We start from the raw sequence: 20,441 nt of genomic DNA on the forward strand, positions 1-20,441 counted from the left end.
TTATTCAGCCATAGCCTATCGGCAATCCGCCCCAAACATTGATTCGGGCGCTACACAATGCCGCCGACTGCGTGTCCGGCCGTCTGTCCACGGGGGATGGCGCACACTCTTGGCAAAGGCGGGCCCATGCACTAATATCCGCTTTCGTCAAGGGGTCTACGGGGTCCGTTTAAGGCTGTTTTCCCCGTATTTATGCGGTTCTTGGGTACGTTCCATGGCAGTTGTATGGCTTAAACGTGATAAACTGGTCTGCGGGAAAGGGGAATGTCCACATGGTTTTTGAGGTCGGCGAGACAGTAGTTTACCCTCACCACGGTGCAGCCAAAATTGAAGAAATCAAGATGCGCACTGTCAAGGGCGAAGAGAAGATGTATCTCAAGCTCAAGGTGGCTCAGGGTGATCTGACCATTGAAGTTCCAGCAGAAAACGTAGACCTAGTTGGGGTCCGGGACGTAGTGGGCAAAGAAGGTCTGGAGCACGTGTTTGAAGTGCTGCGGGCCGAGTTCACTGAAGAACCCACCAACTGGTCACGTCGATACAAGGCAAACCTGGAGAAGCTTGCATCCGGTGACGTCATCAAGGTGGCAGAGGTCGTCCGTGACCTGTGGCGCCGCGATCACGATCGGGGTCTCTCCGCAGGGGAGAAGCGCATGCTGGCCAAGGCACGCCAGATTCTGATTTCAGAACTGGCGCTAGCCGAAAAGACCGACGAAGAGAAGGCTGCAAGCGTTCTCGACGAGGTCCTGGCTTCCTAAGCAAGTCGAACAGGCAAGAATCGAACCCCGGTAGCGTAACGGCTGCCGGGTTTCTTTTTGCCCAATTTCAGCCGCACGCGGGGACGGCTCCGCCACGTGGCCCTGCCACCCGATACCCCCTGCCGAGGTGACACTTAACGCCCATGCTGGTCGAGAACATGGGCGTTAACTGTCACCTCGACGGGCGGTGCGGGACGTAGTCTTGTGCGCATGGACTCTGCACCAAGAACCCCCGTCACCGCGGTCATCGTCGTGGCTGCCGGCTCGGGCCAGCGCCTGGGCTACGGCATGCCGAAAGCCAAGGTCCCGCTGGGCGGGGACAGCATCCTCACCCACGCCCTGCGGGGCGTCGCCGCCGCGGGTATAGCGCGGCAGATCTGCGTCGCCATCCCGCCCGGCGATCCGGAACTCCACGCCCTCTGCCAGGCCTTCACCCAGGACCTCCAAGCGGAGCGCCGGCGCGCCGGCCACGCGGGCGACGGCGGGCAGCTCCCGGTCGTGACGATCGTCGACGGCGGCGCCACTCGCGCCGAGTCCGTCCGCGCCGCGCTGGCAGCGCTCCTGCCCGCCACAGAAGCAGTCCTGGTCCACGATGCCGCACGAGCCCTGACGCCGGAGGCGGTCTTCCACCGGGTGTCCCAGGCACTTGCGGCCGGCGCGCTGGCCGTCATCCCGGTCATGCCCGTGGTGGACACGGTCAAGACGGTGGAGCCGACCACCGGCGGTGGCGCAGCAATCGCCCCGGAGCTCGTCACCGGAACCGCAGCCCGGGAAACCCTCCGGGCTGTGCAGACCCCCCAGGGGTTCGAGCTTGCCACCCTCCGGCGCGCCCACGACGCGGCGGCCTCCTTCGACGCCGGCCAGGCAGCCGCCGTCACCGACGACGCCATGCTGGTGGAACTCCTCGGCGTTCCGGTCTACGCGGTGCGCGGTGCCAGCCAATCGCTGAAAATCACCACGCCGCTGGACCTGATCATCGCCGAAGGTCTCCTCGAAGGCCCGCTCGGCGCCCGCTGGGTGGAAGGCTGAGCATGTCCGGAAGCCAGAACGCCCCGCTGCCCGTCATACCTCGGACCGGAATCGGCATCGACGTCCACGCCTACGCCCCCGAGGACGCACCCCAGCCGCTCTGGCTCGGCGGACTCTTCTGGGAAGGGGAACGCGGACTGTCCGGCCACTCGGACGGTGACCCTGTCGCCCACGCTGCCGCCGACGCCCTCTTCTCCGCCTGCGGCATCGGGGACCTCGGCACGCACTTCGGCACCGACCGGCCCGAATACGCTGGCGCCTCCGGCGTGACCCTGCTCGCCGAGGCCGCCCGGATCGCCCGCGCTGCCGGCTTCGAAATCGGGAACATCGCCATACAGTTCGTCGCCAACCGCCCCAAGTTCGGCCCGCGCCGGGAGGAGTCCCAAGCCGTCCTCAGCAAGGCCGCCGGCGCCCCGGTCAGTGTCTCGGCCACCACGAGCGACGGCCTCGGCTTCACCGGCCGCGGCGAAGGGATTTCAGCCACGGCGACTGCCCTGGTCTACCCCTCCCGCTCGGCGCCTCCGGCACGTGTCGCCTAGGCTTAACGGAAGATCCCTTCCCGCAACACCAGGAGACCTCCCGTGAAAAAGCTGCTGCCCGCCGTCGTTCTTCTGGCAGGACTGCTGCTGACCGGCTGCGCCGCGACGCCGAAGATGAGCATCCCGGAGAGCTGCGCCTTCCTCAACAAGGACACCTTTGTCCCCACCGGCAACCAGCAGCAAAAGGCTGAGCAGATCGCCAAGCACTACCAGGAGGTCGCGGACAAGGTGGCGCCCGAAGTGGCCGACCCGATCCAGAAGATGGCGGACATCATGAAGCAGGTGGCGGGCACCTCGCTCGGGGCCACGAGTGCCGAGCAGACCAAGCAGCTCACGGAACAGAACAACAGGATCGGCGAATACTGCAAGTAAGCCGCGGGGTGGTCCGCACGCCGGGGCCGGATCCCCATCGGCTAATCTGGAGCGGTGACCCTGCGCTTCTATGACACTGCATCCGCCGAAGTCCGTGACTTCGTCCCCCTGGTTCCGGGCAAAGTGAGCCTCTACTACTGCGGCGCCACGGTGCAGGGCATGCCGCACGTCGGGCACATCCGCTCCGCCATCGCTTTTGACCAGCTCACCCGGTGGTTGCAGTACCGCGGATTCCGCGTCACCGCGGTCCGCAACGTCACCGACATTGACGACAAGATCCTGGCGAAGTCGGCGGATTCGTTCGCCCCTGGCTTCGAGGGCGAGCCGGGCACGGTCCGCGAGGAGGAATGGTGGGCGCTGGCCTACCGCTACGAGCAGGAATTCCTCAAGGCCTATGACACTTTGGGCGTCTCCCGCCCCACCTATGAGCCGCGCGCCACCGGCCACATCCCGGAAATGCACGCCCTGATCCAGCAGCTGATTGACCGCGGTCACGCCTACCCCGCCCTTGATGATTCCGGCGACGTGTACTTCGACGTGCGCTCCTGGGCCAGGTACGGCTCACTGACCCGGCAGAAGATCGACGACATGCAGGGAGCTCCGGACGCGGACCCGCGTGGGAAGAAGGACCCCCGCGACTTCGCGCTCTGGAAGGGCCACAAGGAGGGGGAGCCGACGACGGCGGGCTGGGCTTCGCCGTGGGGCACCGGCCGGCCGGGCTGGCACCTGGAATGCTCCGCGATGGTCACCAAGTACCTCGGCACCGAGTTCGATATCCACGGCGGCGGGCTGGACCTGAGGTTCCCGCACCACGAAAACGAGATGGCCCAGTCCCAGGCCGCGGGCCACGGCTTCGCCAATTTCTGGATGCACAACGGCATGGTCACCTACGCCGGCGAAAAGATGTCCAAGTCGATCGGCAACACGGTCAGCCCGGCCGAAATGCTGGAACTCGCGTCGCCGCGGGTGGTCCGGTACTACCTCGGCCAGGCGCAGTACCGATCGGTGCTGGACTACCAGCCCACCTCGCTGCACGAGGCCGCGGCCGCGATGGAGCGGATCGACGGCTTCATCAGCCGCGCCGTCCGGACCCTTGCCGGCGCCGACGGCGGCAGCGACGGCGGCACCCCGGTAAGCTACGGCTTTGCCAGCTACGGTATCGTCCCGGACGGCTTTGCCGCCGCGATGGACGATGACCTCAACGTCCCGCAGGCCCTCGCCGTCCTGCACGACACCGTCCGGGCCGGCAACACGGCGCTCACCGCCGGGGAGCTCGACGCCGCCCGGCAGGCACTCGCCAGCGTGACCGACATGCTGCGTGTCCTTGGTCTCAACGACGCCGCGGCGCCGGCGGTCGACGAACAGGGCAACACCGCCCTCGGCGTCCTTGTTGAAGCGCAGCTCGCGGCCAGGGCACAGGCCCGCGCCAGCAAGGACTGGGCCGCGTCGGACGCCATCCGCGATACCCTCGCCGCCGCCGGCGTCGTCGTCGAGGACGGACCGGACGGCGCAAGCTGGAGCCTCAAGCGCGGCTGAGTCGACACCGTTCCGGGCGCTGAGCCGGGACCCCGCCAAGCCCTGCGGTCGAGGATTTAACTCGAGTCAGTAGACTGGAGTTCAGACTTATTAACGAATCGCGTATTTAAAAGGGTGAAACTTATGGCCAACAACGGTCGCCGGTCGGTCAAAATGAAGAAGGGCCCCACTGTCGGAACTGGCGGCCACGGCCGCAAGGCCCTCGAGGGCAAGGGCCCCACTCCCAAGGCGGAGGACCGTCCCTACCACAAGGCCCACAAGAACAAGCAGCTCGCGGAACGCTCCGCGGCCAAGCGCCCGGGAGCCCCGCGCAACGCCGGCGCCCGTTCCGGCCCCAAGGGCCGCGCCACCGAGGAAGTCGTCACCGGACGCAACTCGGTCGTGGAGGCGCTGCGCGCCGGCATCCCGGCCAAGGCCCTGCACGTGGCCATCCGCATCGAGATGGATGACCGCGTCAAGGAGTCCCTCAAGCTTGCTGCCGAGCGCGGCATTCCGCTGCTCGAAACCGGCAAGCCCGAGCTGGACCGGATGACCGACGACGCCATCCACCAGGGCCTCGTGCTGCAGATCCCGCCGTACGAATACCAGGACGCCTACGAGCTTGCCGAGGAAACCCTTGAAAGCTGGAAGCGCGGCCACGTCTCCAACGCGCCCCTCTTCGTCGCCCTCGACGGCATCACCGACCCCCGCAACCTCGGCGCGATCATCCGCTCCGTCTCGGCGTTCAGCGGCCACGGCGTGATCGTCCCGGAGCGCCGCTCCGTCGGCGTCACCGCCTCCGCCTGGAAGACCAGCGCCGGTGCGGCCGTCCGCGTCCCCGTGGCACGCGCGGCCAACCTGAACAACACGCTGAAGGCGTTCAAGAACATGGGCATCTATGTTCTGGGTCTCGACGGCGACGGCGACGTCTCGCTGCCCGACCTTGCCCTGGCCACCGAGCCGGTCTGCATCGTCGTGGGTTCCGAGGGCAAGGGCCTCAGCCGCCTGGTCCGCGAAAACTGCGACCAGATCGTTTCCATCCCGATCGACTCGGCGATGGAGTCGCTCAACGCTTCCATGGCGGTCGGCATCTCCCTGTACGAGATCTCCCGCCAGCGGGCAGTCAAGTAACCTTCGCGGGTTTCTGCGGTTGGGTCCGCCGGAACCGGAGCTTTGCCGTCGCTTAGCGGTCAGCTCCTTCCCAAACTTCGCAAGCTCAGTTCGGGGCCCTCGGGGCTGTCCTTCCTCCCGACGTTGCGCTCGGCCGCGGGCGGCCTGCAGCGTCTCTGGTCGGCGATGCGCTCCTGGCAAAAACTCCGGTTCCGGCTCAGACGCTCCCGCACCTTTGGCGGTTGGCTGTCAGACGCTCCCGCACGCTTTGCGCTTAGATGGCAAACGCTCTCTCACATTACGTGAGGGAGCGTTGGCCGTTAAGCGGCGAAAGGTGGGGGAGCGTTGCCGGATAAATTGCGAAAGGTGAGGGTGCGTTGGTTCTTTCAAGTACCCCGACGCCGGGTGCCGGACATTCAAGCGTGCGCCGGGGTCTTGCCAGGAGCGCATCGCCGACCAGAGCCGGATGAGGCCGCCAGCGGCCGAAGGAGGCGTCGGGAGGTGTCTAAGCGACGGCAAGGCGCCGGTGTCCGCGGAAGTGACCACCGGAAGGCGCCGCTGACCGCGGAAGGTGGCCACGGAGAACCCGGCGGGACGCCTAGAACTTGTGGCGGTTGGCGAGGACCGGGAGTTTGGCCCGGGCTTCCTTGACGACGGCGGTGTCCAGGTCGGCGAAGAGCAGGCCGGGGGCGGCGTCGAGCTCTTCGAGGACTTCTCCGAGGGGGGAGACGACAACAGAGTGTCCGACGCCGGTGGGCGCCGCGCCTTTGGGCTCGATTCCCTGGCTGGCCGGGTCGCCCTGGCCGCAGGCGAGGATGAAGGTGGTTGAGTCCAGAGCGCGGGCGCGGGCCAGGAGCTTCCATTGCTCGGCTTTGCCGGGACCGGATCCCCAGGAGGCGCAGACAATGTTGATGTCGGCTCCGCGGTCCGCATTCTCGGTGAAGAGGTCCGGGAAGCGGATGTCGTAGCATGTGGCCAGGCCGAACGTCACGCCGTCGAACTCAAAGGTGACGGGCTCGGCGCCGGCGTCGACCGTGTCCGATTCCGCGAAACCAAAGGCGTCGAAGAGGTGGATCTTGTCGTAGCTGGCCTCGATGCCCCGGCCGGTGACCAGGAGGGTGTTGCGCACCCTGCTGCCGTCGCCCGCCGTCCCCGGGGTGAACATCCCGGTGACGATCACGATGTCCTGTTCCGCCGCGATGGCGCGCACCCGCGATGCCCACGGGCCGTCGAGCGGCTCGGCGATATCCAGCAGCGAATTGCCGAACGCGCGCATCGTGGCCTCGGGGAACACCACGAGCTCCGCGCCGCCGGCCTTGGCCCGGGCGGCATAGTCCGCCACCAGGGCAAGATTTCCGGCAAGGTCGCGTCCGGTAATGATTTGAGCGAGTGCAATGCGCACTATTACCTCCAATTGTGGCGCCTGTTCCAGTATGCAACGCCGCTATTCCGTACACTGCACTTCGTTAGGAAATCAGAATCCGGGGCTATTTGATCGGCCCCGCTAAACTTTAAGCAATGGTTATGCCCTCTGTAGACACAGCTTCCACCGTAGACGCCTCGCGTGCGTTTCCGCTGGGAATCAGCGTTCCGTGCACCGGTTCGCCGGCAACGGACGATCCTCGGGGTGCCTTCGCGAATGTGGCTGTCTACGCGCCCGGCGTGACGACCCTCGAAATTGCCTTCCAGGCGCCCGGCGGCGCCTGGCAATTGAAGACCCTGCCGAACGTGACCGACGGCGTGCACCACGGCATCGTCGAAGGCATGCCGGCCGGTTCGCGCTACGGATTCCGTACCACCCCGGACCACGAGGCGCTCCCGCTGTCCATGCCCGCCACGGATTTCGACGCCGACGGCGGGCAGCCGCTGCTCCTGGACCCCTACGGCCGGGCCGTGGATGAGCGCGAGGATTTCATCGCGAGCGTCCGAGTGGAGAGCGGCTTCGATTGGGGCACCGACCGCGGCCCCAGGATTCCCTGGCGCAACACCATCATCTACGAGGCCCACGTCCGCGGCCAGACCAAACTGCACCCCGACATCCCTCAGGACCTCCAGGGCACCTACGCGGGCCTGGCGCACCCGGCCATGATCGAGCACCTGATCGCGCTGGGGATCACCGCTGTCCAGCTCCTGCCGGTGCACTTCCACGTGGACGAACCGCACCTGCAGAATCTCGGCATGACGAACTACTGGGGCTACAACACGGCCGCGTTCTTCGCCCCGCACCCCGGCTACGCCACCGAGGCGGCGCAGGCCGCCGGCCCGAAGGCCGTCCAGGATGAGTTCAAGGGCATGGTCAAGCTGCTGCATGCCGCCGGACTGGAGGTCATCCTCGACGTCGTTTACAACCACACTGCGGAGGGCGGCCGGGACGGCCGGACCCTCAGTTTCCGTGGCCTGGGCGAGATGACGTACTACCGCAATGACGGCCACGGCAAGTACGTGGACACCACCGGCTGCGGCAACAGCCTGAACTTCGGCGAGCCCCGCGTGGTCCAGCTGGTGCTGGATTCCCTGCGCTACTGGGTGACCGAGTTCCACATCGACGGCTTCCGCTTCGACCTCGCGGTGACGCTGGCGCGCAACGCCGCCAACGAGTTCGATCCCCGGCACCCGTTCCTGGTTGCGATCGGCGCCGACCCCGTGCTGTCCGCCACGAAGCTCATCGCCGAGCCCTGGGACATCGGTTACGGAGGCTGGCAGACCGGCCGCTTCCCGGCCGGCTGGGTCGACTGGAACGATCACTTCCGCGACGCCGTCCGCAGCTTCTGGCTCGCCGACCGCGCCGCGATCGACGGCGGCGGGCAGGGCGGCTCCGTGGCCCGCCTCGCGGACGCCCTTTCCGGCTCCGCAAACCTGTTTGAGCCGTCAGGCCGGTCCCGGCTCGCCTCGGTCAACCTCGTCACCGCCCACGACGGGTTCACCCTGGCCGACCTCGTGTCCTACGACCGCAAGCACAACGAGGCCAATGGCGAGCAGAACCGTGACGGACACGGCGACAACCGCAGCTACAACCACGGCTTCGAGGGCCCCACCGAGGACGAGGACATCCTCGCCCGGCGGGCGCAGGCCAGCCGCAACCTGATGGCTTCGCTGATGATCTCCCAGGGCGTACCCATGATCACCGCCGGCGACGAGATCGGCCGCACCCAGCAAGGCAACAACAACGCTTACTGCCAGGACAATCCCATCACCTGGATCGACTGGACCAGCACTCCCGAGGCGCACTCGATGCTTCGCACCACCAAGCGCGTGATCCGGCTCCGCAAGGAATTCCTCGCCGGGCAGCCGCATGACTACCCTACGCGCGAAAAGCAGTCCTACTTCCACTGGTTCGACGAGCGCGGCGAGCCCATGGCCGGGGAGCGATGGCAGGATCCGGGGCGCCGGGTGGTGCAGCTCCTGCTCGGTTCCGACGACGGCCACGTCGACGGACTGGTGGTGGTCAACGGCGGCTCCCAGGACGTCAAGGTCAACCTGCCGCTGCTGAGCAACGAGGACGGAACCGGCAACCGGCTCTTCGAACTGCGCCTGACCACCTCCGGGCTCCACGACCGGCGCCAGGGCGTCCGCGTCGCTTCGGGGGAACGGGACGTCGTGCAGGCCAACTCCATCAACATCTACCGCACGTAGCCCGGCCCCGATTCAGGCATAAGGAACGAAAAATGAAGGTCCAGCGGCTGACGGCCCTGCTTGCCCTGCTGGTCGGACTGGCGGTACTTGCGTTCGTCCTGGCAGGGGTCCCGCCGACCGGGAGCGCCCCGGCCGGCCCCACGCAGCCAGGCCCCATCCAGTCAGGCCCAGCGCAGTCCCGTGCTCCCGCCCCGGCGGCCCCGGCCGCGGTCGCCAACCCGTCCGGGCTGCCGGAAGTGAAGGCCTCCGAACTTCCCGCCGAAGCCCGCCGGATCGTGGCCGGAGAAGCCGGCGAAAAGTACTACACGGCGGACCATTACAACTCGTTCAGATTCATCATCGAAGGCAAGTAGGGAACCCATGAAGATTTACTCCGCAGACACCTGGACCGTCGAGGAACTGCAGGCGCTGGCGGCCGACGCCGGGCGGCGCGCGGTGCTGATCCCCGCCGCCGACACCAAGCGGACCGTGCTCGAGACGTTCGCGGAAACGCTGGACTTCCCGGCGGACTACGGCGTGAACCTGGATGCCCTCAACGACTCCCTGCACGACTTCGCCGATGCCGTTTCCGACGACGGCCAGAGCCCGATCACCTTCATCTGGGAGGTCCCGGCCGTCTTCCGCTCGGACCGTTCCTTCGGCGTCATCTGCGAAATCCTGCAGGACGCCGAACGCTATGCCGGCAAGAACCTGGCTGTCATCGCCGTCTGCCTCTAAGCCCGCAACAGACAACAGCGCCGCGACCCGGGTATCCGGGTTGCGGCGCTGTTCGTCGTGCGGTCGGCTGGCAGGTGTCAGGCGTTGACGATCAGTCCAAGTTCCGCCTTGGACGCCAGCGCCGCGTGCTTCGGGAGCACCCGAACGGTGTAGCCGAAGGAGCCGGACCGGTCGATGACCAGGGTGCCGCTGAAAAGGTGCCGGCCCTTGCCCAGGTCTTCAACCGCCTTCAGCTCCGCCACCGTGACGTCGGCCAGCTCGTCGCTGTCCTCGGCCTTGCCGTAGGCGACCTCCACCGAAACATCATCCGGGGTGAGGTCGTGCAGGGCGACGTAGGCGTTGACCTGGAGGATGTCGCCGATCTGCGGGTCTTCCGAGACGCCCACCGAGTCCACGTGTTCCACCTGGATCTGCGGCCACGCGGCCCGGACCCGGGAAACCCAGGCCGCGAGGGACTTGGCCTCGGCATAGTTGTCCGCCCCCGCCCGGCGGCCGGCGACGGCGGCAGGACGGTACAGGACGTTGACGTAGTCCTGGAGCATCCGCTCGGCCGAGACTGCCGGGCCCAGATGCGACATGGTGTGCTTGATCATCGAGACCCAGTGCGTGGGGACAGCCTGCGGACCGGACGTCGAAGGCCCCGCCGCGCCGGCGCCGTCGGACACTGTCAGCCCGTAGAAACGGGGCGCCACCTGCGTCTCCAGCAGCTCATACAGCGCCGCAGCCTCGATGTCGTCGCGTTCCTCCGGGGACGCGTCGTTGTTGGCGGTCGGAATCGCCCAGCCGTTTTCGCCGTCGTACATCTCGTCCCACCAGCCGTCCAGGACCGAGAGATTGAGCGAGCCGTTCAGGGCGGCCTTCATGCCGGAGGTGCCGCAGGCCTCGAGCGGACGCAGCGGGTTGTTCAGCCAGACATCGCACCCCGGGAAAAGGGTCCGGGCCATGGCGATGTCATAGTTCGGCAGGAACGCGATCCGGTGCCGCACGGCCGGGTCGTCGGTGAACCGTACGAGGTCCTGGATCATCTTCTTGCCCGCGTCGTCGGCCGGGTGCGACTTGCCCGCGATGACCAGCTGGATCGGGTGTGTCTTGTGCAGCAGCAGGGCCTTGAGCCGCTCGGGCTCGCGCAGCATCAGGGTGAGCCGCTTGTAGGTCGGCACACGCCGGGCGAAACCGATGGTCAGGATGTCCGGGTCCAGCACGGAGTCCGTCCACGCGAGCTCGGCGTCGGCCGCCCCGCGCTTCTTCCAGGCTGCCCGGAGGCGGCGCCGCACGTCCTCCACGAGGGACACCCGCATCTCGCGGCGGAGGGCCCAGACGTCCTCGTCGCTGACGTTGTAGGCGAGGTCCCAGCGGCCCTGCGTTCCCGCGTCCGGGCCGAACTGCTCGCGCGCCAGTGCGGACACCCGCGGGTCCACCCAGGTGGGCACGTGCACGCCGTTGGTGACCGAGGTGATGGGCACCTCGGAGTGTTCGAATCCTGGCCACAACGCGGAGAACATGCCGCGGGAGACCACGCCGTGCAGCTTGGCCACGCCGTTGGCGCGCTGGGCCAGCCGCAGGCCCATCACGGCCATGTTGAAGACGAACGGATTGCCGTCGGTGTAGTCCTCGCGGCCGAGGTTCAGGATTTTGCCCACGGGCACGTCGGGAGCCAGCCCGGCGTCGAAGAAGTGCTGGATCTGCGAGATCTCGAAGCGGTCAATGCCGGCCGGCACCGGGGTATGGGTCGTGAACACGGTGGAAGCCCGGCCGGCGGCCAGCGCCTCGTCCCAGCTCAGCGGTTCCGCGGCGGACATCATTTCCTGGATCCGCTCCACTCCCAGGAATCCGGCATGGCCCTCGTTGGTGTGGAACACTTCCGGCGCGGGGCTGCCGGAGAGCTTCTGGTAGGCGCGCAGGGCCTTGACGCCGCCCATGCCCAGCAGGAGCTCCTGCTGGAGGCGGTGGTCGCCGCCGCCGCCGTAGAGCCGGTCGGTGATGCCGCGGGCGGCCTCGTCGTTGCCGGGAACGTTGGAGTCCAGCAGCAGGAGCGGAACACGCCCGACGTCGGCGCGCCAGACGTGCGCCAGCAGCCGGCGGTCGTTGGGGAGCGGCAGTGAGATCTCGATGGGCTTGCCGGTGCCGTCAGGGGAGGCCTCGCGCAGCAGTGTCAGGGGCAGTCCGTCCGGGTCCAGGACCGGATAGGTTTCCTGCTGCCAGGCGTCGCGGGAGAGCGACTGCTTGAAATAGCCGGCCTGGTACAGCAGTCCCACGCCGATCAGCGGCACACCAAGGTCCGAGGCTGCTTTCAAGTGGTCGCCGGCGAGGATGCCGAGGCCGCCGGAGTACTGCGGCAGCACTTCGGTGATACCGAATTCAGGGGAGAAGTAGGCGATGCACGCCGGTGCGCCGTCGCCGAGGCTTTGGTACCAGCGGGGCTGCTCGAGGTACCGGTCGAGGTCCGCGGCGGCCGCGTGGACACGCTGCACCACGTCCTGGTCTGCGCCGAGACGCTGCAGCTCCTCCCTGCTGACCAGGCCGAGGAAGGTCACGGGGTCGTGGCCGCTCTCGGCCCAGATCTTCGGGTTCAGGCCCTCGAAAAGCTCGCGCGTGGGGAGGTGCCAGGACCACCGAAGGTTGGTGGCCAGCCGGGCCAGCGGCCGGATCGGCTCAGGAAGAACGGTTCGGACGGTAAATCTGCGGATTGCCTTCACCTGCGAAACACTAACTGACAAGTCGGAGGCTCGGAACCGGTTTGAGTTTCTTTTGCATAAATGACGGTCAGTGTTCCCGAAAACGCCCCGAAAAAAGTGAGCAGCCTTAGCAATCTGGCCGATTTGTCGATAACGTCGAGGCTGTGACGACTAACTCGCGAACCAGTGCCGTGTCCAAGCAAAAGCCGAAGGCCCTGATCACGGAGGGCCTTCGCTTTGGCCGTTTTCCAATCACCGCCGTACAGCCTGTGGTGGAAGGCGGGAAATTCCCTGCCAAGGCCGTTGTGGGAGAAACCCTGGTGGTGGGTGCCACCGCCTTCCGCGAAGGTCACGACCAGCTCGGCGTCAGCGCCGTCCTGCTCGACCCCCGCGGGAAGGAACGCCAGCGCGTCCGTCTCGCCCCGCCCCGCGCCCCCCGCGGCCAGGGAACCGACCGCTGGGAGGGCCTCCTGACCCCGTCGGCCACCGGCACATGGTCCTTCGTGATCGAGGCCTGGCATGACCGCTACGGCACGTGGCACCACAACGCCGAGGTCAAGGTGGAAGCCGGAATCGACGTCGAGCTGATGCTGGCCGAGGGCGCCGCGCTGCTCGCTGAAGCGTCCGAGGACTCCTCCCGGCCGTCCGCTGACCGGCGGACCTTCCGGATGGCCGTCGTCGGGCTCAATGACACGTCCAAGACCATCGAGGAACGCCTCGCCGCCGGTTTCAGCCCGGAGGTCGCCGCCGTCATCGATCGCCAGCCGATCCGCGAACAGGTCACCGTCTCCGAGCCGTACCCGCTGCTGGTGGAGCGCGAGCTCGCCGGCCGGGGCGCCTGGTACGAGTTCTTCCCCCGGTCCGAGGGCGCCGTCCGCAACCACGACACCGGGGAGTGGACCTCCGGCACCTTCCGCACCGCCGCGAAGCGCCTCGACGCCGTCGCGGCCATGGGCTTCGACATCATCTACATGCCGCCGATCCACCCGATCGGCATCCAGCACCGCAAGGGCCCGAACAACACCCTGCTGGCCGGACCGCACGATCCCGGCTCCCCGTGGGCCATCGGGGCCAAGGAAGGCGGCCATGACGCCATCCACCCGGACCTGGGCACCTTTGAGGACTTTGACGCCTTCGTGGCGCGGGCCGGGGAACTGGGACTGGAAGTGGCCCTGGACCTTGCACTGCAGGCCGCCCCGGACCACCCCTGGGTCGAAAGCCACCCCGAGTGGTTCACCACGCGCGTTGACGGCAGCATCGCCTATGCCGAGAACCCGCCGAAGAAGTACCAGGACATCTTCCCGCTGAACTTCGACAACGATCCGGCGGGCCTGTCCAACGAGATCCTCCGTATTGTGTTCCTTTGGGTGAGCCACGGCGTTAAGATCTTCCGCGTCGACAACCCGCACACCAAGCCGGTGTGGTTCTGGGAGTGGCTGATCGCCAAGGTCAACAAGAAACACCCCGACGTCGTTTTCCTCGCCGAGGCCTTCACCCGCCCGGCCATGATGCACGCGCTGGGCCGGGCCGGCTTCCAGCAGTCCTACACCTACTTCACCTGGCGGAACACCAAGGAGGAGCTGGAAGAGTATTTCCAGGAAGTCAGCCACGAATCCCCGGCCTACTTCCGGCCGAACTTCTTCGTCAACACCCCGGACATCTTGACCGAATTCCTGCAGTACGGCGGCCCGCCCGCGTTCAAGATCCGGGCCGCGCTGGCTGCCACCGCGAGTCCCATCTGGGGTGTCTATGCCGGCTTCGAACTTTACGAGCACGTGGCCCGGCCCGGCGCCGAGGAGTACATCGACAATGAGAAGTTCGAGTACAAGGCCCGTGACTGGGACACGGCGGCCGGCTCCGGCCGGACGCTGGCCCCGTACCTGAGCCGGCTCAACGAGATCCGGCGCGCCCACCCGGCCCTCGGGGACCTGCAGAACCTGACGGTGCACCAGAGCACGGACAACGCCACTGTCGTCTACTCGAAGCACAAGACCCTCCCTGACGGCTCGAAGGACACTCTCATCGTCGTCGTCAACGTTGATCCGCACGGCATCCGCGAGAGCACGGTCACGCTGGATTTGGCGGCGCTGGAGCTGGACCCCGACGACCTCACGCACAACGGCCGGTTCATGGTGGATGATCTGTTGACCGGCGAAAGCTGGGAATGGGGGGAGTACAACTACGCTCGGTTGGACGCCCATGTCGAACCCGCGCACATTCTTAGCATCCGGAGGCCGCACGCGTGAGTTTCAGCCCGACCAACCCCAACCAGCACTTCAGCCCGAAGGGGTCCTTTGAACTGAACGCGCCCGGCCTCCAGCATGATCCGCACTGGTACCGCAAGGCGGTCTTCTACGAAGTGCTGGTCCGCGGGTTCGCGGACGGAAACGGTGACGGCTCGGGCGACTTCCACGGCCTGATCGAAAAGCTGGATTACCTGCAGTGGCTCGGCGTCGACTGCCTCTGGCTCCCGCCCTTCTTCCAGTCCCCGCTCCGCGACGGCGGCTACGACATCTCGGACTACAACTCGGTGCTCGACGAATTCGGCACCATCAGCGATTTCAAGCGCCTCGTCGCGGAGGCCCACGCCCGCGGCGTCCGCGTGATTATTGACCTTCCGCTGAACCACACCTCCGACCAGCACCCGTGGTTCCAGGAATCCCGCAAGGATCCGGAGGGACCGTTCGGCGACTTCTATGTCTGGAGCGACACGGACGAGAAGTACGAAGACGCCCGCATCATCTTCGTGGACACCGAGGAATCCAACTGGACCTTCGACCCGATCCGGCGGCAGTTCTTCTGGCACCGTTTCTTCAGCCACCAGCCGGACCTGAACTTCGAGAACCCCAAGGTCATCGACGCCCTCTTCGACGTCGTCCGGTTCTGGCTCGACCAGGGCATTGACGGGTTCCGCGCGGACGCCATCCCCTACCTCTTCGAGGAGGAGGGCACCAACTGCGAGAACCTGCCGCAGACCCACGAGTTCCTCCGCAAGCTGCGCAAGATGGTCGACGAAAGCTACCCGGGTCGCGTCATCATTGCCGAGGCCAACCAGCCGCCGGCTGAAGTGGTCGAGTACTTCGGCACCGAAGCGGAACCGGAATGCCACATGGCCTTCCACTTCCCGATCATGCCGCGGCTCTACTACGCCCTGCGCGACCAGAAGGCCGCCCCCATCATCGAGACGATGAAGGACACCCCGAACATTCCCGAAGGCGCCCAGTGGGGCACCTTCCTGCGCAACCACGACGAGCTGACACTGGAAATGGTCACAGCCGACGAGCGCGCCGCGATGCTCGGCTGGTACGCGCCGGATCCGCGCATGCGCGCCAACATCGGCATCCGCCGCCGGCTGGCTCCGCTGCTGGACAACTCCCGTTCCGAAATCGAGCTCATCAATGCCCTGCTGCTGTCCCTGCCCGGCAGCCCGTTCCTGTACTACGGGGACGAGATCGGCATGGGGGACAACATCTGGCTCGAGGACCGCGATGCCGTCCGTACCCCCATGCAATGGAACCCGGACCGCAACGCCGGGTTCTCCAACGCGGACCCCGGCAAGCTGTACCTTCCGGTGATCCAGTCGCTGGTCTACAACTACAGCATGGCCAACGTCGAGGCCGAAGCGGCCCACTCGGGTTCGCTGCTGCGCTGGACGCGCCAGATCCTCAGCGTCCGGAAGAACCACCCCGCCTTCGGACTGGGCGGCTTCGAGCACGTCGAAGCAGACCACGACGTCGTCCTCGCCTACCTGCGCGAGCTGCCGGAAGGCAACTCTGCCGGGGAGGACGGGGAAACGATCCTGTGTGCCTTCAACCTGTCCCAGCATCCCGTGGCCACCACCCTGCGGGTCCCGAGGTTCGCCGGCCGCGGCCTCCGGGACGTGTTCGGCGGCCAGGCGTTCCCGGCGATTTCCGAGGACGGAACCCTGACGCTGACCCTGGGCAGCCACGACTTCTTCTGGCTGCGGATCCGCTCGGCTGCCTCCAACCCGTCATCGCCCTACACCCAGGCCATGCCCATCCTGTCCATCGAAGGCTGACATGACCCGACCCACCCTTACCCCGGCCCTGAGCGGACTGCTCGGCGACTGGCTACCGCGCCAGCGCTGGTTCCCCGTCAAGAGCGCGGAGTTCAGCTTCGAACCCGCCGGCGGACTGCGCCTCGGCGGCGGTCCTGGCAGCGATGCCGCCATGGCCGGGCTCGAGGTACTGCTGCTTGCCGTGAGCTACCCGACGCCGGATGGCTCCCGCACCGACGTCGTCCAGGTCCCGCTCAGCATCCGCAGCTCGCCCCTGGCCGGGGCTGATGGAGCGCTGATCGGGCAGATTTCCGGACCTGGGCCCGTCAGCGGAACCGCCGGTGCCCCCGGCGGTCTCTGGATCTACGACGGCGTCCACGACCCGGCGTTCATCTCGGCGTGGCTGGAACTGATACGCGACGGCGGCACCACCCCCACCGGGAACGCCACCGGCCACCTCGTTGAGTCCGGCCGCCGCATGCCCCGGGCCACCGGCGTCGTGAAAGTCCTCTCCGGGGAGCAGTCCAACAGTTCCGTGATCGTCGACGACGGCAAATCCGCAGCGATCCTGAAGTTCTTCCGTGTGCTCTCCGAAGGCCAGAACCCGGAAGTGGAAGTCGGTGCCGCCCTGACCGCAGGACACACCGTTGAAGTGCCGGCCACCCTTGGCTGGGTCACCGGCGAGTGGGAACCGCCGTCCGGGCACGGCCCCGGCGCCGCGCTCGGCGAACTCGCCGTGGCGCACGAGTTCCTCGCCGGCGGCCTGGACGCCTGGCGGCTGGCGGTCGACGCGGCGAGCGGCGGCCGGGATTTCACCGCCGAGGCACACGCGCTCGGCGCCGCCACCGCCACCGTGCACCGCCGGCTGGCCGAGGCTCTCGGCGTCGCCTCCGAATCAGTTCCCGGACGCGACATCGCGCCCGGCGTAGCCGAGCGCGTGCGGCAGTCCTGGGCGCAGGCCGGGGCCGCCGTCGGACCCTACGGTGAAGCGCTGGACAGGCTCATGGAGCGACTCGAAGGCAGCAGCGCCGGGACCCTGCAACGGATCCACGGCGATCTCCACCTGGGCCAGATCCTCCAGGTTCCCGGCGGTCCCGGCCTGGCGCCGCGCTGGGCCATCCTCGACTTCGAGGGGGAGCCGCTCCGGCCGATCTCCGAACGCAATTTCCCGGATGTCCCGCTGCGCGACGTCGTCGGAATGCTCAGGTCCTTTGACTATGCCGCCGGCGCGGCAGTGCGCGAGCAACCCGCAGCGGACGTTCCGGAAACCTGGGTGGACGACTGCGCCGAGGCATTCCTGGCCGGCTACGCGGAAGTCATCCCCGGCAGCATTGACCGCGATGCGCCCCTCTTTGTGGCGTTGTGGCTCGATAAAGCCCTGTATGAAGTCATTTACGAACTACGGAACAGGCCGGACTGGCTCTCCATACCGGTCCACGCATCACGTCGTCTCCTCGGCAGTACAGGCTCCGGCGTCCCCGCCGAAGCCGCAGCGGAAGGTATCACAATGACAGGTTCAGCACGTATCGATCGTCCCGGAAACCCACTGCCGGTGGACCCGGACACTCTTGCAAGGGTCGCCGCCGGCGAACACCACGCTCCACACTCGGTCCTGGGCGCCCACCTCGACGACCACGGCCACGTCACCATCCGCACGGTCAAGCACCTCGCCGAAGCCGTCTCCGTGGTGACCGCTGCCGGGACCTTCCCGATGACGCACGAGTCCGGCGGGGTATGGGTTGCCGTGCTGGAGCCGCTGGAGTCGGGCCATGTCCCCGACTACCGGCTGGAAGTGACCTACGAGGGCCAGCCGCCGGAGCCGGCCGACGACCCCTACCGCTACCTGCCCACCATCGGCGAACTCGACCTGCACCTGATCGGCGAGGGCCGCCACGAGCGCCTCTGGGATGTGCTCGGCGCGCACGTCCAGCATTACAAGTCCGGCCTCGGCGACGTCGACGGCGTGTCCTTCGCAGTGTGGGCGCCCAATGCCCAGGCAGTCCGCGTCAAGGGCGACTTCAACGGCTGGGACGGCCGGCAGCACTCGATGCGTTCCCTCGGCTCGTCCGGCGTCTGGGAAGTCTTTATCCCCGGCGTTATAGCAGGGGCGTGCTACAAGTTTGAGATCCGGACCAAGCCCGGCTATTGGGTGGAGAAAGCGGATCCGCTGGCCTTTGGCACGGAGGTTCCGCCGCTGACGGCGTCGCGGGTCGTGGAGCCCGCTTACGCCTTCAAGGACGCAGAGTGGATGGAAGCCCGGGCCGGACGGGATCCGCACAACTCGCCGATGAGTGTCTACGAAGTGCACCTCGGCTCCTGGCGGGTCGGGCTCAGCTACCGGGAGCTGGCCAAGGAACTGGTCGACTACGTCAAGTGGCTTGGCTTCACGCATGTGGAATTCATGCCGGTGGCAGAGCACCCGTTCGGCGGATCCTGGGGCTACCAGGTCACCTCCTACTTTGCCCCGACGTCGCGCTTCGGCCACCCCGACGAATTCCGGTACCTTGTGGATGAACTTCACCAGGCCGGCATCGGCGTGCTCCTGGACTGGGTGCCGGCCCACTTCCCCAAGGATGAGTGGGCGCTGGCAAAGTTCGACGGCGAAACCCTGTACGAGCACGCCGACCCGAACCTGGGCGAACACCCCGACTGGGGAACGCTCATCTTCGACTTCGGCCGCAGCGAAGTCCGTAACTTCCTGGTCGCGAATGCGCTCTACTGGCTCGATGAATTCCACATCGACGGCTTGCGCGTGGACGCCGTCGCCTCGATGCTTTACCTCGACTACTCCCGTGAGGAGGGGCAGTGGAAGCCGAACCGGTTCGGTGGACGGGAAAACCTGGAGGCCATCTCCTTCCTGCAGGAGGTCAACGCCACGGTTTACAAGACCCACCCGGGTGCGGTCATGATCGCGGAGGAATCCACCGCGTTCCCGGGTGTCACGGCGCCCACGAGCCAGGGCGGCCTGGGCTTCGGCATCAAGTGGAACATGGGCTGGATGCACGACTCGCTCAAGTACATGGCCGAGGATCCGTTCAACCGGCGGTGGCACCACGGCACCATCACCTTCTCCATGGTCTACGCCTACACGGAGAACTTCCTCCTGCCGATCAGCCACGACGAGGTTGTGCACGGCAAGGGGTCGATGCTGCGCAAGATGCCGGGCGACCGCTGGCAGCAGCTGGCCAACCTGCGCGCCTTCCTCGGCTACCAGTGGGCGCACCCTGGCAAGCAGCTGATCTTCATGGGCACGGAATTCGGCCAGGAGGCGGAATGGTCCGAACAGCACGGCCTCGACTGGTGGCTGGCGGAAATTCCGGCGCACCGCGGGATCCAGCTCCTGACCAAAGACCTCAACGAGCTGTACAGCTCCACCGAGGCCCTTTACGAACAGGACAACGACCCCGCCGGCTTCCAGTGGATCAACGGCGGGGACTCAAACCGCAACGTCCTGACCTTCATCCGCCGGGACGCCGCGGGCAACCCCCTGGTCTGCGCGTTCAACTTCTCAGGGGCCCCGCACACGGACTTCCATCTCGGCGTTCCTTCGCCGGGGGAGTGGCGCGAAGTGCTGAACACCGACGCCGAGACGTACGGCGGTTCCGGAGTCCTGAACGGCGGCACCCTGACGGCGGCCGACGTTGACATCGACGGCCAGCCGGCCACCCTCACCGTCACGTTGCCTCCGTTAGGCGCCGCATTCTTCAAACCAGTGAACTGACGCCGGGACTGCCAGCCCGGAAACGGACTGGCTGAGCCTCGTCGAAGAGCCCGGAATCCGCGTGATTCCGGGCTTTTTGCGATCCTGCGGGAGGCCGCTCGGGGCCCTCTTTGTCACCAGGGCAAACTGGTGGTAGAGTTTATTTCCGCGCTGCTCCCCGGAGTTGATCCGCCACCAAGACCCAGAAGCCTCACGGCGAGACTGGGTCGGGATGACGATTTGACAAGGGTGAAGCGGCCCGGTAACTTTGATAAGTTGCTCCGGAGCGATCCACGGCCCTTGGTTGTGGTGGTGCCGGGTGTGTCTGTTGTTTGAGAACTCAATAGTGTGCCAAGTTTGTTGATACCAATTTATTGT

The 20,441-nt window shown here is 66.7% G+C and carries 14 protein-coding genes; 12 read left to right on the forward strand and 2 right to left on the reverse strand.

All coding sequences use genetic code 11. From position 1 onward, the window contains the following. Positions 1-272 precede the first annotated feature (272 nt). The 6 genes from ACZY0Y_RS12140 to rlmB all read left to right on the forward strand — a co-directional run bounded on the left by ACZY0Y_RS12140 (position 273) and on the right by rlmB (position 5,341). A complete protein-coding gene (locus ACZY0Y_RS12140; protein WP_024367191.1) occupies positions 273-755 on the forward strand; it encodes a CarD family transcriptional regulator in 483 nt (160 codons plus the stop codon). A gap of 210 nt (positions 756-965) precedes the next feature. After that, a complete protein-coding gene (gene ispD, locus ACZY0Y_RS12145) occupies positions 966-1,784 on the forward strand; it encodes a 2-C-methyl-D-erythritol 4-phosphate cytidylyltransferase (protein WP_463958217.1) in 819 nt (272 codons plus the stop codon). Positions 1,785-1,786: 2 nt separating this feature from the next. Beyond that, positions 1,787-2,323, forward strand: a complete 537-nt coding sequence (gene ispF / locus ACZY0Y_RS12150; RefSeq protein WP_463883503.1) for a 2-C-methyl-D-erythritol 2,4-cyclodiphosphate synthase — start codon at positions 1,787-1,789, stop codon at positions 2,321-2,323. Positions 2,324-2,365: 42 nt separating this feature from the next. Beyond that, a complete protein-coding gene (locus ACZY0Y_RS12155) occupies positions 2,366-2,695 on the forward strand; it encodes a hypothetical protein (RefSeq protein WP_160667814.1) in 330 nt (109 codons plus the stop codon). A 54-nt stretch (positions 2,696-2,749) separates the two neighbouring features. After that, entirely contained in the window at positions 2,750-4,231 is a 1,482-nt protein-coding gene (gene cysS, locus ACZY0Y_RS12160; protein ID WP_463958219.1) for a cysteine--tRNA ligase, read from the forward strand. A gap of 123 nt (positions 4,232-4,354) precedes the next feature. After that, the gene (gene rlmB / locus ACZY0Y_RS12165) at positions 4,355-5,341 is read left to right on the forward strand and encodes a 23S rRNA (guanosine(2251)-2'-O)-methyltransferase RlmB (protein ID WP_160667810.1); all 987 of its coding nucleotides are present in this window, start codon (positions 4,355-4,357) and stop codon (positions 5,339-5,341) included. A 577-nt stretch (positions 5,342-5,918) separates the two neighbouring features. Here rlmB and ACZY0Y_RS12170 read toward each other — a convergent pair. Then, on the reverse strand, positions 5,919-6,722 hold the full coding sequence (locus ACZY0Y_RS12170; protein WP_463958221.1) for a carbon-nitrogen hydrolase family protein: 804 nt from the start codon (positions 6,720-6,722) through the stop codon (positions 5,919-5,921). A 116-nt stretch (positions 6,723-6,838) separates the two neighbouring features. Between ACZY0Y_RS12170 and glgX the strand changes: the two genes are divergently transcribed. From glgX to ACZY0Y_RS12185, 3 genes are read left to right on the forward strand one after another with little or no spacing between them, the layout of a single operon-like run. After that, a complete protein-coding gene (glgX, locus tag ACZY0Y_RS12175) occupies positions 6,839-8,953 on the forward strand; it encodes a glycogen debranching protein GlgX (RefSeq protein WP_463958223.1) in 2,115 nt (704 codons plus the stop codon). A 32-nt stretch (positions 8,954-8,985) separates the two neighbouring features. Further along, positions 8,986-9,306, forward strand: a complete 321-nt coding sequence (locus ACZY0Y_RS12180; RefSeq protein ID WP_463958225.1) for a hypothetical protein — start codon at positions 8,986-8,988, stop codon at positions 9,304-9,306. Positions 9,307-9,313: 7 nt separating this feature from the next. Further along, on the forward strand, positions 9,314-9,670 hold the full coding sequence (locus tag ACZY0Y_RS12185) for a barstar family protein (protein WP_160667802.1): 357 nt from the start codon (positions 9,314-9,316) through the stop codon (positions 9,668-9,670). Positions 9,671-9,747: 77 nt separating this feature from the next. On the opposite strand, the gene glgP is transcribed toward ACZY0Y_RS12185, so the two are convergent. Continuing rightward, complete coding sequence (gene glgP, locus ACZY0Y_RS12190) at positions 9,748-12,366, reverse strand: alpha-glucan family phosphorylase (protein WP_463958227.1); 2,619 nt, start codon at positions 12,364-12,366, stop codon at positions 9,748-9,750. Between the two features lie 143 nt (positions 12,367-12,509). On the opposite strand from glgP, the gene ACZY0Y_RS12195 reads away from it, so the two are divergent. Genes ACZY0Y_RS12195 through ACZY0Y_RS12205 form a run of 3 tightly spaced genes read left to right on the forward strand, consistent with a single transcriptional unit; the run spans position 12,510 to position 20,084 of the window. Continuing rightward, the gene (locus tag ACZY0Y_RS12195; protein WP_463958229.1) at positions 12,510-14,591 is read left to right on the forward strand and encodes an alpha-1,4-glucan--maltose-1-phosphate maltosyltransferase; all 2,082 of its coding nucleotides are present in this window, start codon (positions 12,510-12,512) and stop codon (positions 14,589-14,591) included. Further along, complete coding sequence (gene treS, locus ACZY0Y_RS12200; RefSeq protein WP_463883495.1) at positions 14,588-16,384, forward strand: maltose alpha-D-glucosyltransferase; 1,797 nt, start codon at positions 14,588-14,590, stop codon at positions 16,382-16,384. Before ACZY0Y_RS12195 ends, treS begins: the two co-directional genes overlap by 4 nt. Before the next feature lies 1 nt (position 16,385). After that, positions 16,386-20,084, forward strand: coding sequence for a 1,4-alpha-glucan branching enzyme (locus ACZY0Y_RS12205; protein ID WP_463958231.1), 3,699 nt, complete (start codon positions 16,386-16,388; stop codon positions 20,082-20,084). Positions 20,085-20,441 lie beyond the last annotated feature (357 nt).

It is taken from the genome of Pseudarthrobacter kochi (genome assembly GCF_055412805.1).

Coding starts and splice junctions, on each gene's coding strand:
- ACZY0Y_RS12140 (WP_024367191.1), top strand. CDS start 273: ATGGTTTTTGAGGTCGGCGAGACAGTAGTTTACCCTCACCACGGTGCA.
- ispD (WP_463958217.1), top strand. CDS start 966: ATGGACTCTGCACCAAGAACCCCCGTCACCGCGGTCATCGTCGTGGCT.
- ispF (WP_463883503.1), top strand. CDS start 1,787: ATGTCCGGAAGCCAGAACGCCCCGCTGCCCGTCATACCTCGGACCGGA.
- rlmB (WP_160667810.1), top strand. CDS start 4,355: ATGGCCAACAACGGTCGCCGGTCGGTCAAAATGAAGAAGGGCCCCACT.
- glgX (WP_463958223.1), top strand. CDS start 6,839: ATGGTTATGCCCTCTGTAGACACAGCTTCCACCGTAGACGCCTCGCGT.
- ACZY0Y_RS12180 (WP_463958225.1), top strand. CDS start 8,986: ATGAAGGTCCAGCGGCTGACGGCCCTGCTTGCCCTGCTGGTCGGACTG.
- ACZY0Y_RS12185 (WP_160667802.1), top strand. CDS start 9,314: ATGAAGATTTACTCCGCAGACACCTGGACCGTCGAGGAACTGCAGGCG.
- ACZY0Y_RS12205 (WP_463958231.1), top strand. CDS start 16,386: ATGACCCGACCCACCCTTACCCCGGCCCTGAGCGGACTGCTCGGCGAC.